The 13,081-nt window shown below is 73.8% G+C and carries 9 protein-coding genes; 5 read left to right on the top strand and 4 right to left on the bottom strand.

The genetic code is table 11. The features are described 5' to 3' along the window. Window positions 1-106: 106 nt before the first annotated feature. From C9F11_RS05240 to C9F11_RS05230, 3 genes are all read left to right on the top strand, one after another. Window positions 107-1,789 carry a DUF11 domain-containing protein gene (locus C9F11_RS05240; RefSeq protein WP_138958139.1) on the top strand — a complete coding sequence of 561 codons (1,683 nt, stop codon included), beginning with the start codon at window positions 107-109 and terminating at the stop codon, window positions 1,787-1,789. Next, a complete protein-coding gene (locus C9F11_RS05235; RefSeq protein WP_138958138.1) occupies window positions 1,786-3,870 on the top strand; it encodes a DUF11 domain-containing protein in 2,085 nt (694 codons plus the stop codon). The genes C9F11_RS05240 and C9F11_RS05235 overlap by 4 nt, the downstream gene beginning before the upstream one ends. Window positions 3,871-3,955: 85 nt before the next feature. Beyond that, entirely contained in the window at window positions 3,956-6,073 is a 2,118-nt protein-coding gene (locus C9F11_RS05230) for a DUF11 domain-containing protein (RefSeq protein ID WP_138958137.1), read from the top strand. 83 nt (window positions 6,074-6,156) lie between these two features. Here the strand turns inward: C9F11_RS05230 and C9F11_RS05225 are convergent, their stop codons facing one another. From C9F11_RS05225 to C9F11_RS05215, 3 genes are all read right to left on the bottom strand, one after another. After that, window positions 6,157-7,437 (bottom strand): MFS transporter, encoded by a 1,281-nt coding sequence (locus C9F11_RS05225; RefSeq protein ID WP_138958136.1) that lies wholly within the window; start codon window positions 7,435-7,437, stop codon window positions 6,157-6,159. A gap of 25 nt (window positions 7,438-7,462) precedes the next feature. Beyond that, a complete protein-coding gene (locus C9F11_RS05220) occupies window positions 7,463-8,212 on the bottom strand; it encodes a FadR/GntR family transcriptional regulator (RefSeq protein ID WP_138958135.1) in 750 nt (249 codons plus the stop codon). 83 nt (window positions 8,213-8,295) lie between these two features. Then, a complete protein-coding gene (locus C9F11_RS05215; protein WP_138958134.1) occupies window positions 8,296-8,517 on the bottom strand; it encodes a hypothetical protein in 222 nt (73 codons plus the stop codon). Window positions 8,518-8,650: 133 nt separating this feature from the next. On the opposite strand from C9F11_RS05215, the gene C9F11_RS48530 reads away from it, so the two are divergent. After that, the gene (locus C9F11_RS48530; RefSeq protein ID WP_249401602.1) at window positions 8,651-10,297 is read left to right on the top strand and encodes an NACHT domain-containing protein; all 1,647 of its coding nucleotides are present in this window, start codon (window positions 8,651-8,653) and stop codon (window positions 10,295-10,297) included. After that, the gene (locus C9F11_RS48525; RefSeq protein ID WP_249401601.1) at window positions 10,252-11,556 is read left to right on the top strand and encodes a hypothetical protein; all 1,305 of its coding nucleotides are present in this window, start codon (window positions 10,252-10,254) and stop codon (window positions 11,554-11,556) included. The genes C9F11_RS48530 and C9F11_RS48525 overlap by 46 nt, the downstream gene beginning before the upstream one ends. A gap of 108 nt (window positions 11,557-11,664) precedes the next feature. Here C9F11_RS48525 and C9F11_RS05205 read toward each other — a convergent pair whose 3' ends face one another. Further along, the gene (locus C9F11_RS05205) at window positions 11,665-13,080 is read right to left on the bottom strand and encodes an amino acid permease (protein ID WP_212767802.1); all 1,416 of its coding nucleotides are present in this window, start codon (window positions 13,078-13,080) and stop codon (window positions 11,665-11,667) included. Window position 13,081 lies beyond the last annotated feature (1 nt).

Genomic DNA, 13,081 nt, shown 5'->3' with positions numbered 1-13,081 from the left:
CCCCCTTGATCATCTCAAAGCGCGAAAAGTCGGATAAACAGATCTTGCGTTTCGGTCGGACCGGAACGGTGCCGCCATTCCGTGCCCGATGTGAAGGGGTCTCCCGATGCGACACAACCTCAGACGGCGCGCGGCTGCCCGCCGTTGGCCGCGCGGCGCGGTGGCGCTCGCGGCCGGTGCGGCGGCCCTGGTCGCGCCGCCCGCGGCGGCGGTCACGGCGGCAGCCCTCGCCGCGGCACCGGCGCCGTCGGCCGCGGAGCCGGCGGCACCTGGCTCGGCGTCAGGTCCGGAGGCGGGCCCGGCCTCAAGTCCGCAGGCGGGCCCGCAGGCAGGTCCGGTGGCAGGTCCGGTGGCAGGTCCGCAGGCGGGCCCGCAGGCAGGCCCGGTGGCGGGCCTCGCCTCAGGCCCGCAGGGAGGCCCCGCCTCAGGCCCGCAGGCAGGTCCGGACGCCGCGGAGGTGTCCCCTTCGGAGGCCGCGCCCCCGCCCTCCGGTGACGCGGCGTCACCCCGCCCGGAGGCGTCGCCGTCGGGCTCCGTGCCCGCGTCCGCCCCGCCGTCCCCGGCCGCGTCGGCTTCCCCCTCGGGCCCGCCCGCCGGTACGCCGGTGCCCTCGGCCTCCGCGCCCGGCAGCGGCACGCCGCCGCGGGGCCCGCAGGCGGCGCGCCGCGAGACTCCGTCGGCGCGACCATCCGCCGCCGCGCCGCAGGCCGCCTCGCCTGGTGCCCCCGCACGGAAGGGCCCGCCCGCGCACGCCCCGCGCGAGGAGGCGGAGACCACGCCTGCCGCCCCCCGCGCCTCCGCCCCGCCGCCGTCCGCCGGGGCCCGCGAGCGCCGGGGCCGCCCGGCCGCCGCCCGGGCCGACCTGGAGGTCCGGTCGCACTCCGGCGGGCCGCAGCGCGCCGCGGCCCCGGGGCCCGACGGGGTGTACGACTACCGCATCACGGCCGTCAACCACGGCCCCTCGCAGGCCGTCGGGGTCACGGTCCAGGACCGGCTGCCGGCGTCCCTCGTCTTCGTGTCGTCGGCGGACGGCTGCACCGCGAGCGGACGGACCGTCACCTGCGGCCCGCTGCCGCAGCTCGCCGTCGGCGCGTCCCACACCTGGATCGTGACCGTACGCCTCGCCGACGACTACGAGGGCGACGGCCGGGACATCGTGAACCTGGCCTCGGTGTCCTCGCAGACCCGCGACCCCGACGCGAGTAACAACACGACGTCCGTGACCGGCCTGCCCGTCCCGCCGGACTGGGGCCGCGCCGACCTCTCGCTGACCAAGACGGCCGTGCTGCCCGGCGGCCGGGACTGGGTCCGCCCCGGCGAGACCTTCACGTACCGGATCACCGTGCACAACAACGGCCCCGGCACGGCGCGCGGACTGCGGGTGACCGACCCGCTGCCGAAGGGCCTGCACTTCGTCGGCTCCCCGGACGGCTGTGCCCCGGACGACGGCGGGCGCCTGATCGTCTGCCCGGGCCCCGACCGCCTCGCGTCGGGCACCTCGGTCTCGTACGCGCTCACCGTCCGCGTGGCGACGGCGCAGACCCGCCACTTCGGCAGGATCGAGAACGTCGCCACGGTCACCTCCACGACGAAGGACCCGGACCCGAGCGACAACCAGAACCCGCCGTACACGGTGTACGTCAAGACCGGCGACCACGGCGAACTGCCGGACACCGGCGGTGACGTGCCCGCCTGGCTCGGCTGGGTCGCGGGCGCGGCCGTGACCTGCGGCGGCCTCCTGGTGGCGGCCGTGCGACGCCGCGAGGCGGGGCAGGGGCCGCGGCGATGACGACCTCCCGGCACCCCGCGGGCCCCCGACGGCTCGCCGCCCTGCTGCTCGCGCTCGGCGTCCTGGTCTGCGGGCTGCTCGCCTCCACGGCGGCCTCGCACGCGCGGGCGGAGCTGGCCTTCCCCGTCCACGAGAGCTTCGACAACGGAAACGACCTGGGCACCGCCACGGGCAGCGCCTCCTACTCGGACGGCTGGCTGCGCCTGACGCCCGCCACGGCGACCAGGGCCGGGTCGTGGCAGATGAAGGACTCGTTCCCCACGAGCCTCGGCATCGTCGCGGAGTTCACGTACGCCACCTACGGCGGGGCCACCTTCGACGGCAAGCGGGGTGACGGTCTGGCGTTCTTCCTCGCCGACGGCTCCGCGGCGACCGGGACCGGCGCCACCGGCGGCGCCCTCGGCTACGCCTGCGCCGGCAACGCGACGCGCTGCACCAGCAACGGCGTGCCCGGCGCGTTCCTGGGCGTCGGCATCGACGAGTTCGGCAACTTCTCCGCCAACTCGACCGGGGCGAGCGGACCCGGCACCCAGGCCAACAAGATCGTGCTGCGCGGCGGCGGCAACGGCACGTCCGGCTACCGCTTCGGCACCTCCGCGAGCGGCCCCGGCGGCACCGTCGAGACGGGCAGCCGCACCAACTTCCGCACCGTGCGCGTCACCGTGCAGCCCAGCGGCAGCAAGCTCCTCGTCTCGGTCTGGTCCGACTCCGGGCCCGGCACTACCTTCACCAAGCTGATCAGCGACTTCGACGTGTCGACCGTGAGCGGCCAGCCGTCGCTGCCGTCCACCCTGCGCGTCGGCTTCTCGGCGGGCACCGGCGGCGCCACGAACAACCACGAGATCGGCGACCTCAAGATCAATGTCCCGACGGACCTCGGCATCACCAAGACCGGCAAGCCCGCCACCGTCGCGGCCGGGAGCAGACCGGTCACGTACACGGTGAAGGTCACCAACAGCGACGCCAACGCGGTCACCGGCGCGGCCGTCAAGGACGCGGCTCCCGGCCTCACCGGCGTGACCTGGACGTGCACCGCCAGTTCCGGCAGCGCGTGCGGCGCGGCGTCGGGCAGCGGCCCCCTCGACACCACCGCCGACCTGGCCCGCGGCGGCACCGTGACCTACACCGTCACCGGCACCGCCCCCGCACAGCCGACGACCCTGACCAATACGGCGACGGTCATCGCCCCCGGCAACCGCACCGACACCAACCCCGACGACAACACCGCCACCGCCTCCACCACCGTGACCGCGCGCGCCGACGCGGCCGTCACCAAGGCGGGGGTGGGGCAGGGCCCGGTGCGGCCGGGCGAGGAGTTCGAGTACCGGATCACCGTCCGCGACAACGGTCCGTCCGACACCTCCAACGTGAAGGTCACCGACACCCTGCCGACCGGCCTGACCTTCGTATCGTCCACCGACGGCTGTACGGCGTCCGGGCAGGCCCTCACCTGCCCCACCGCGGCCAGGCTGGCCGCGAGCGCCACGGTGTCCTGGACGTTCCGCGTCAAGCTCGACGCCGCGTACCAGGGCGACGGCTCCGACCTCGGGAACACCGCGAAGGTCACGCACGACGTCACCGACCCCGACCTCACCAACAACACCTCCACCGCCGCCCTGCCCCCGGGCGGCGTGCGGGCGCCCGCGGCCGACCTCGCGACCGTCAAGAGGACGACGACCACCGCGCAGGTGGCCCCGGGCGAGGAGTACGCGTACACGGTGACGGTCACCAACAAGGGCCCGTCCGTCGCCCGCGCCGTGCGGGTCACCGACCCCCTGCCGACCTCGCTCACCTTCGTGTCGTCCGCCGACGCCTGCACCCTGTCGGGCCGCACGGTGACCTGCGGGCCGGTCGCGACCCTGGCGCCGGGCGCCGCCACGTCGTGGACGTTCCGGGTGCGGCTCGACGCGGACTACAGCGGCGACGGCACGGACGTCCTCAACGTCGCGACGGCCGGTGCCGACACCGCCGACCCCGACACCGGCAACAACAGCGGCAGCGCCACCGTGCCCGGCGGGCGGGTCAAGCCGCCGACCGCCGACCTCGAATTCGGCAAGACGGCCGAGAACACCCCCGCTTGACGGGCCCCGCCGCGGTGGCGGGACCCCTCCTCGCACGTCCGTACAGCGGTGTACGTGACCGGAGCACGAACGGAACCGATGTGAGATGAGTACGACACGACATCGCCGACGCGCCCTCGTGGGCGCCGCGGTCGCCGCGCTGATCTGCGTGCTGCCGCAGTGGTCCGGCCAGGACCCGGCCCGGGCGGCCGCGCCGTCCGGATCGGAAGCGAGGGTGACCACGCACCTGAGCCGCGCCCTGCCCGCGGCGGGCAGGGCGGACACCCCGCCCGGCGGACTGGTCACGTACACGCTGACGGCGAAGAACAACGGGCCGTCCGTGGCCCGCAACGTGACCGCGACGGACACGCTGCCCGAAGGCATGGTGTTCGTGTCCTCGGCCGACGGCTGCACCGCCAGCGGCCGCACGGTCACCTGCGGCCCCGAGCCGCAGCTCGGCGTGGGCCAGACCAAGAAGTGGACGTTCCTGGCCCGGCTGAACTCCTCCTACCAGGGCGACGGTTCGGACCTCGGCAACAGCGCGTCGGGCACGTCGGACGCCACCGACCCCGACCCGGACAACAACAAGCCCGACCCGGTCACGCCCCCGGGACCCTTCACGCCCGAGTCGGACATCTCGACGGTCAAGACGGCCCTCGGCAACGGGCCGATCGTGCCCGGCCAGGAGTACGAGTACGAGATCGAGGCCTCCAACGCCGGTCTCTCGGACGCCCGCAACGTGCGCGCCACCGACACGCTGCCCGACGGCGTCTCGTTCGTGTCGTCGGCCGACCCCTGCACGGCGTCCGGACAGACCGTGAGTTGCGGCCCGCACGCCAAGCTCACCCCCGGTGCCTCCGTGAAGTGGACGTTCAAGGTCAAGCTGAGCGCCGCCTACCAGGGTGACGGCTCGGACCTGCACAACACCGCGACGTCGACGTCCGACTCCAAGGACCCCGACCTCACCAACAACACCAGCAAGGCGGTCCTCCCGCCGGGCGGCGTCAGCGAGCCCCAGGCCGACCTCTGGGCGGGCAAGGAGCCCACGACCACCACGCCCGTCGCGCCGGGCGAGACCTTCGAGTACGCCGTGACCGTCACCAACGACGGACCCTCCCGGGCACTCAACGCGAAGGCGACCGACACCCTGCCCGCGCGCCTCGCCTTCGTGGGCTCGGCGGACGGCTGCACCGCCTCCGGCCAGACCGTCACCTGCGGGCCGCAGGCCGTCCTGGAACCGGGCGCGTCCAAGACGTGGAAGTTCACCGTCCGGCTCGACTCCGAGTACACCGGTGACGGCAGCGACATCCGCAACACCGCGACCGTCTCCTCGGACACCGCCGACCCCGTCCCGGGCAACAACAGCGCGGAGGCCGGGGTGCCGGGCAGCAAGGTCAACAAGCCCACGGCCGACCTGGCCGTGACCAAGACCGCCGTCGGCGACACCGCGCCGCGCCCCGGCGAGACCTTCGACTACAAGATCACCGTCACCAACAAGGGCCCGTCGGCCGACGCCTACAACGTCAAGCTCACCGACGACCTGCCCGTGGGCCTGTCGTACGTCTCCTCCTCGCCCACCGGGTGCACGGTCTCCGGGCAGGTGGTCAACTGCCGCCGCACGACCCCGCTCAAGGTCGGGGAGACCGTGGAGTACACGCTGACGGTGAAGGTGGACCCCGCCTACCAGGGCGACGGCAGTGACATCAAGAACACCGCCCACGTCACCGCCGACAACATCGACCCGGCCAGCGAGAACGACACCGACACCGCGGGACCGCCCGACGGTGAGATCGCGGCGCCCGCCGCCGACCTGGCGATCGTGAAGAAGCCCGCCACCGACAAGCCGGTCGCCCCCGGCGAGACCTTCGACTACACGCTGACGGTCACCAACAAGGGCCCGTCCCAGGCCGAGCAGGTCCAGGTGTCCGACGTCCTGCCGACGGCGCTGAGCTTCGTCTCCTCGGACGACCCGTGCACCGCGGGCCGCACGGTCACCTGCGGCCCGCTCGCGACCCTGGCCCCCGGGGCCTCGGTCAGCTGGGTGTTCAAGGTGAAGCTCGCCGCCACCTACACCGGTGACGGCGACGACCTCGACAACACGGCCACCGTGTCGTCGGCGACCAAGGACCCGGTCACCGACAACAACTCCAGCACCACGGGCCCGCCCGGAGGCAAGGTCACCAAGCCGACGGCCGACCTGGAGGTGACCAAGCAGATTCCCTGACGCCTCCCGGCGTCGCGGCGAATCCCTGAGAACCCCTGTGGGGCGGGCCCGTCGGGCCCGCCCCACAGGGGTGTCCGCACGCGCTACGCGGTCCCGCGCACGTGCCGGTCGCGGGCCGCGCCGACGCCCACCACGACCTGGGGGACCAGCAGCACCAGGAGCACCACCACGGGGATCGTCCAGTCGTGGGACGCGTCGTGGACGGCGCCCAGGATGGCGGGCCCCGTGGCGGCGAGGACGTAGCCGAAGCACTGCGCCATGCTGGACAGCTGTGCGACGTGCCGGGCGTCCGGCGCCCGCTGCACGATGAACAGCAGCGCGAGGCTGATCGCCGCGCCCTGGCCGAGTCCGAGCAGGCTCATCCACACGTAGGCGCCGCCGACCGGGGCGGCGAGCAGCCCGGCGTACCCGGCCGCGCACAGGAGCGCGCCGAGGGTCGAGAGCAGCGCGGAGCTCAGCCGCCTGCCGACGATCACCGGGGTCACGAACGAGCCCGTGATGCCGAGCAGCGCCGAGAACGACAGCATCCACCCGGCGTCGCCCGCGCTCATCCCGGAGTCCTGGAGCAGCGTCGGCAGCCAGGCCGCGGCGGCGTAGTAGTTCAGCGACTGGAGCCCCATGTACGCGGTGACCTGCCAGGCCAGGGGCGAGCGCCACAGGCCGCGCACCGGGTGCGCCGCCTGCCGGGCCGCCGCGGCGGCGACGCGGGTGCGCGAGCGCACCTGCGGCAGCCACACCAGGAGGGCGAGCAGCGCGAGCGCGCCCCAGCACGCCAGCGTGGTCCGCCAGTCCATGCCCGAGGCGTCCCGCACCGGCAGCGTGACGCCGGCCGCGAGCGCGGCGCCGCCGAACAGCGACATCGAGTACAGGCCCGTCATCAGGCCCGCCCGGCCGGGGAAGTCCCGCTTGATCAGGCCGGGCAGGAGCACGTTGGCGACGGCGATGCCCGCGCCGATGACGACCGTGCCGGCGAACAGGGCGATGACCGAGTCCACCATCCGCAGCGCGGTGCCCGCGCAGATCAGCGCCATGGTGCCGAGCAGCGAGCGCTCCATGCCGAAGCGGCGGCCGAGGCCGGGCGCGACCGGCGCGAGCAGGCCGAAGCACAGCAGGGGCAGGGCCGTGAGCAGGCTGGTGGCCGTGGCCGACATGCCGCTGTCGTCGCGGATGACGTCCGCGAGGGGGGAGACGGCGACGAGCGCGGGGCGCAGGTTCAGGGCGAGCAGGACGACGCCGAGGCCGAGGTACAGCGCCCGGCGCCCGGTGACGCCGGGCGGGCTCGGCGGGGCCTGGCCGGGTGCCGTGTCGGTGGTGTCGTCGTCCCGCGCCACGGTGGCCGTGGCGGCGGGCGCTTCCCTGCGCATGCCGTGTCTCCTGGGGGTGGGGGTGTCAGTGGGTGGGCGCGGCGGCGGCCGCGCCGTCGGTGGCGTCGCCGCCGTGGTCGTCCAGCGGCTGTTCGCGCAGCGCGGCCATGCCCTCGGCGAGATGGGCGAGCACGGCGGACTCGGCCCTGGCGGGGTCCCGCGCCTCGATGGCGTCGAGGATCGCCCGGTGGGCGCCGATCTGGTGGCGTACGGAGTCCGGGACCGGGGCGCCGACCACCGACTGGAGGGTGGAGCGCATCCCGTCGCTGAGGTGCCCGTACAGATCGGCGAGGACGCTGTTGTGGGCGGCGGCCGCCACCGCGCGGTGGAAGGTCATGTCCGCGTCGATGAACGCCTCGATGTCCCCGGCCTCCCAGGCCCGGCCGCGCTCGGCGAGGGCCGTCCGCAGCGCGTCGAGGTCCTCCGGGGTGCGGCGCTCGGCCGCGTACCGGGCGGCGTCCCGCTCCAGGGACGCCCGCACCTCGTACGCCTCCAGGACGCCCGCCCTGCGCAGCCGCCGCTGCACGGCGGCGCCGAGGTCGCTGCTCGCGCGCACATAGGTGCCGTCGCCCTGGCGGGGTTCGAGCATTCCGGTGTGCACCAGGGCGCGGACGGCCTCCCGCACGGTGTTGCGGCCGACGGAGAGCTGCTCCACGAGCTGCGGCTCGGCCGGGATCTTCGCCCCGACCGGCCACTCGCCGTCGGCGATGAGGCTCTCCATCTGGGCGATGACGAGATCGACGAGGTTGGTCCGTGCGGTGGTGCGCAGCGGCATCGGTCGGGGCCTCTCTGCCGAACGGTTCGGGGCGTACGTCTTCTCTGGATGCCCAGACATGGGAACATCCCATGTTTGGGGTGTCAAGCGGCCGGGCCCGCCCCCGAGAGGCACAGCGCGAGGAGCGCGGTGGCCAGGGTGAGCGTCGCGCCGAAGGCGGCGCCCGCGCGCAGCAGGGCGGCGGGCACGGAGGCGCCGTCCCAGCGGGCGAGCAGCGCGGTGGCGACGGCGGCGAGGGCTGCGACGAGCACCGCCGCGACCACCGAGAGGGCGAGCAGGACCCGGAGTGCCGGGGTGGAGGTCATGAGGAGGTTCCCTTCCCGAGGGGAGTGGATGTCCGACGGGAAGGAAGATGTCCGAAGTCCCGTACGGCGACGTCCGGTTGGACCAAGATGAACGGGTCCGAACGAGGAGGGGGCGCTGTCCGTGGAGGGGCCGGTGGGGGCGAGCGAGGACGGGGCGGACGCGCTGACGGACCTGAAGGGGCGGCTGCGGAACCTGCGCGCGCGGCGGCGCCTCTCCATGATCACGCTGTCCCGGCGGGCCGGGCTCGGGCGCACGACCGTGAGCCAGGCCCTGAACGGGACGGGGGTGCCGAGCGACGCGACGGTGGCGGCCCTCGCCGCCGCGCTCGGCGCCGACCCGGAGGAGCTGCTACGGCTCCGGGACCGGGCGGTGCCGCCTCCCGCGCCGCCGGAGGCCCCCGCCGCGGACGGTTCCCTCGGTGCCGAGGAGCGGTTCGAGGCCTGGTACCGGAGCTACGTCGCCCACCGGTACGGGCAGCTCTCCGTGATCGGCCTCGACCTGGCGCGGCCGGAGCGCAACCGCTGGCCGCTGGACGCCGCGTACCTCAGCCTGGAGTTCGCCACGCTCACCCACGGCCTGCCTCCGGGCGGCCTCGCCGGTGGCCGCGGCGACGGGGCCGCGGTGAGCGTCGAGCGGGCCGAGCAGGCCCTCGCGGGCCGCCCGCGGACCCTGGTGCGCGGCCTCGCGGGCAGCGGCAAGACCACCCTCGTGCAGTGGCTCGCGGTCGCCACGGCCCGCCGTGAACTGCCCGCCGAACTGGCCCACTTGGCGGACCGCCTGCCGTTCGTGCTGCCCCTGCGGACCCTGGTCCGGCGCGGTGAACTGCCCGCCCCGCACGAGTACCTGGCCGCCACCGGCTGCCCCCGCGAGGGCGCCCAGCCGCCCGGCTGGGCCGACCGGGTCCTCCTGGACGGGCGGGGGCTGCTGCTCGTCGACGGCCTCGACGAGGTGCCCCGGGCCCAGCGCGCCCGGACCCGGCAGTGGCTGCACGACCTGCTCGCGGCCTACCCGCGCGCGGCGTACGTGGTGACGACCCGGCCCTCCGCCGTGCCCGAGGGCTGGCTCGCCGACGGCGGCTTCGCCGAGCTGACCGTGCGGCCGATGAGCGCCCGGGACGTGGCGGTGTTCCTGACCCGCTGGCACGACGCGGCCGCCGCCGACGGCGCGAGCCCGCAGGAGCGCGCCCACCTCGCCGCGCTCGGCGAGTCCCTCAAGGACACCGTGCGCTCACAGCGCGAGCTGTCCCGGCTGACCACCACGCCGCTGCTGTGCGCCCTGGTCTGCGCGCTCCACCGCGACCGGCGCGGCCGTCTGCCGCACGGCCGCATGGAGTTGTACGACGCCGCCCTGTCCATGCTGCTGCACCGGCGCGACCGCGAACGCGACATCGACGCCCCCGAGGGCCTCTGCCTCACCGAGCACCAGAGCGTCCAGATCCTGCAACGCCTCGCCTACTGGCTCATCCGCAACGGCCAGGACGAACTGGACCAGGACACCGCCGTCGACCTCATCGGCGACGCGCTGCCCGCGATGCCGCACGTCGGTCGGCAGACGGACGCGCGGGGTGTCCTCACCCACCTCCTCGCCCGCTCCGCCGGCCCACCGCGGACACCGTCGATTTCGTCCACCGCACCTTCCAGGACTACCTCGGCGCCAAGGCCGCCATCGAGGCGCGCGACCTCCCGCTCCTCGTCCGCAACGCCCACGACGACCGCTGGGAGGACGTCCTCCGCATGGCCGTCGCCCACGCCCGCCCCGCCGAACGCGCCAGCCTCCTGAGCCGCCTCATCGCCCGGGGCGACCGCGTGGCCAGACACCGGGTGCGGCTGCATCTTCTTGCCACGGCCTGCCTGGAGTACGCGACGGAACTCGACCCGGTCGTGCGGGAGGAGGTGAGACGGCGCACGGAGGGCTTGCTGCCGCCGCGTAGCAGGGCCGAAGCGTGGGCGCTGGCCGAGGTCGGGCCTGTCATCCTGGACCTGCTTCCCGGGCCGGAGGGCCTGGAGGACGACGAGGCGATGGCGGTCGTCCTCACCGCGGGGAGGATCGGGGGCGACGCGGCTCTCACGGTGATGAAGAGGTTTCGCGCCAGTGCCGTTGACGGTGTGCGAAGTGCGTTGCAGGAGAGCTGGCACAGCTTTGACATCACCGACTACGCCGAGGAAGTCCTGAGCCACGTGCCCGGCTTCAGTCTCCTGACCATTCGCTCGGTCGAGCAGCTCGCTGCGCTGTGGACGCTGGCATCGCCCCAGGGCGTCTACCTGCAGGGCGACTTCCTGGGGCGCGACATCGCCGAAGCGGTCGTACCGCAGGAAATCCGGTCGCTCTATGTGGTGAACAACTCTGAGCTGCGTGATGTGGAATTCCTCCGCTCTTTCCCCGCCCTGGTCCATGTGAGCCTGACCCATTGCAGCAACCTCACGAACCTTTCCGCGCTGGCTCATACGGACATCACCGGCTTCTACCTTTCGGGAGAACGCACGCAGTGCCTGGAGGCGCTTCGTCATCTGCCGAAGGTGGGCTACCTGGGGCTCAACGTGGAATTGGCCCCCGGAGACTTTCGGACGCTTCCGATCCCTGCGGACCTCAGAGACCTCATGCTCGGGAGGACGGCTTGTACGGGCCTCGGCGCCTTGGACGGGATCGACCGTTGTGCGAACCTGTCCACCTTGAACCTGTGCGGCGCCGTCGAAGGAATGCACCTGGTGGCGTCACTCCACCACCTGAATCGCCTCATGCTGCAAACCAGTTCCGGACTGGAGATGCTCGCGCAGCTTCCGCCGTCACCGCAGATCCGGAGCCTGATGCTGAACGGTGCCGAGGGCGTCGACGACCTCGCCTGCGTACGCACGGCCCTGCCCAACCTGACCACGCTGGAGATCCACTGCTGGGACAAGTACCGGCAAGTCGACCTCACCTCCCTGCGGGACATGCCGGACCTGACCGTGACCCTCCACGACGCGGACGAAGTAGGGGGCACCGAACACTTCCCACCCGGCGCCATCACCCGCTACCCCCGCCCCCGCACGAACCTCTGAAGCCCCCCGGTACGCCTCCGGCCGCTCCAGCCGTCGAGGAGTTCGGCGAGGCCCGCGACCGCGCGAGATCGTGACGTGCGTGCGCGACTACAGGCCCCGACACCGGGCCTACAGTTCCCGCGCCGGACCCACCGGTTCCCCGTGTCGCCGCCTCACCTCGTACGCCCCGAGCACGATCGCCACCGTCAGCAGGCTCAGCCAGAACTGCGTCCGGCTGTCGGGCAGGAAGGCCATGGCCAGAATGACCGCGCCCATGGCGGCGATCGTGAGGCGGCTCAGCCAGGGGAAGCCCCACATGCGCAGGGTGAGCCGGTCGGGGGACTCGCGCTCCAGGGCGCGTCGCATGCGCAGCTGGGCGACGGCGATCGCCAGGTAGACGAAGAGCGCGATGGCCCCGTACGAGTCGATGAGGAACTGGAAGACGACGTCGGGGGAGATCCACGCCGCGATGACCGAGGCGTAGCCGACGGAGGTGCCCGCGAGGATCGCGCGGCGGGGCACGCCGCCCCGGCTGAGCCGGGTGAAGCCGCGCGGCGCGTCACCGCCGCGGGTGAGGGCGAAGAGCATCCGGGACGAGGTGTAGAGCGCGGAGTTGAGGCAGGACAGGACCGCCACGAGGACGACCGCGTTCATGACGGTCGCCGCCGCGGGCACGTCCAGGCGCTCCAGGACCGCCGCGTAGGGGCTGACCTCGACGGCGTCGTCGGTCCAGGGGACCACCGCGACGACCACGAGGATGGACAGGACGTAGAACGCGACGACCCGCAGCACGATCGACCGGATCGCCGCGGCGACGGCGCGCTCGGGCTCGGTGGACTCCGCGGCCGCGATGGTCACGATCTCCGCGCCGGTGAAGAACCCGACGCACGGCACGACGGCGGCGAGCACCGCCCCCACGCCCTCGGGCGCGAAGCCGCCGTGCGCGGTGAGGTGGCCGAGGCCGCCGGACGCCTCGGGCCAGAGCCCGAAGAGGTACAGCGCGCCCAGGAACAGGAACACGACGATGGCGAGCACCTTCACGGACGAGAACCAGTACTCGAACTCGCCGAAGGAGCGCGCGGAGACCATGTTGGTCGCCGTGAGCAGGGCCATCAGGACGAGGCTGATGGCCCACAGCGGCGCGTCCGGCAGCCACAGCTGGATGATCCGCCCGCCCGCCACCGCCTCCACGGCGACGACGATCACGAAGAAGTACCAGTACAGCCAGCCGACGGCGAACCCGGCGCGGGCGCCGAGCGTCTCGCGCACGTGGGCGTAGAAGGAGCCGAGCGCGGGCCGCGCCACCGTCATCTCCGCGAGCATCCGCATGATGAGCACGGTCAGGACACCGGCGGCCAGGAAGGAGAGGACGGCCGCGGGCCCGGTCTGCCGCACGACCACGCCGCTGCCCACGAAGAGCCCGGCGCCGATCACCCCGCCCAGCGCGATCAGGTTCATGTGCCGCCGCCGGAGCCCCTTCCCCAGGCCGCCCTCGCCGGGCGTGGGGGCGGGCGGGGCCGAGGTGTTCCGCGTGTCCGTACTCACG

This window comes from Streptomyces sp. YIM 121038 (assembly GCF_006088715.1).
Lineage (GTDB): Bacteria > Actinomycetota > Actinomycetes > Streptomycetales > Streptomycetaceae > Streptomyces.
The sequence above is the reverse complement of the archived record's forward strand: the minus strand, read 5'-3'. Positions and strand labels throughout refer to the sequence as shown.

What these genes read in the sequence shown, in the direction of transcription:
- C9F11_RS05235 (WP_138958138.1), top strand. Translation starts at nt 1,786, where the DNA reads ATGACGACCTCCCGGCACCCCGCGGGCCCCCGACGGCTCGCCGCCCTG.
- C9F11_RS05225 (WP_138958136.1), bottom strand. Translation starts at nt 7,437, where the DNA reads ATGCGCAGGGAAGCGCCCGCCGCCACGGCCACCGTGGCGCGGGACGAC.
- C9F11_RS05220 (WP_138958135.1), bottom strand. Translation starts at nt 8,212, where the DNA reads ATGCCGCTGCGCACCACCGCACGGACCAACCTCGTCGATCTCGTCATC.
- C9F11_RS05215 (WP_138958134.1), bottom strand. Translation starts at nt 8,517, where the DNA reads ATGACCTCCACCCCGGCACTCCGGGTCCTGCTCGCCCTCTCGGTGGTC.
- C9F11_RS05240 (WP_138958139.1), top strand. Translation starts at nt 107, where the DNA reads ATGCGACACAACCTCAGACGGCGCGCGGCTGCCCGCCGTTGGCCGCGC.
- C9F11_RS05230 (WP_138958137.1), top strand. Translation starts at nt 3,956, where the DNA reads ATGAGTACGACACGACATCGCCGACGCGCCCTCGTGGGCGCCGCGGTC.
- C9F11_RS48525 (WP_249401601.1), top strand. Translation starts at nt 10,252, where the DNA reads ATGGCCGTCGCCCACGCCCGCCCCGCCGAACGCGCCAGCCTCCTGAGC.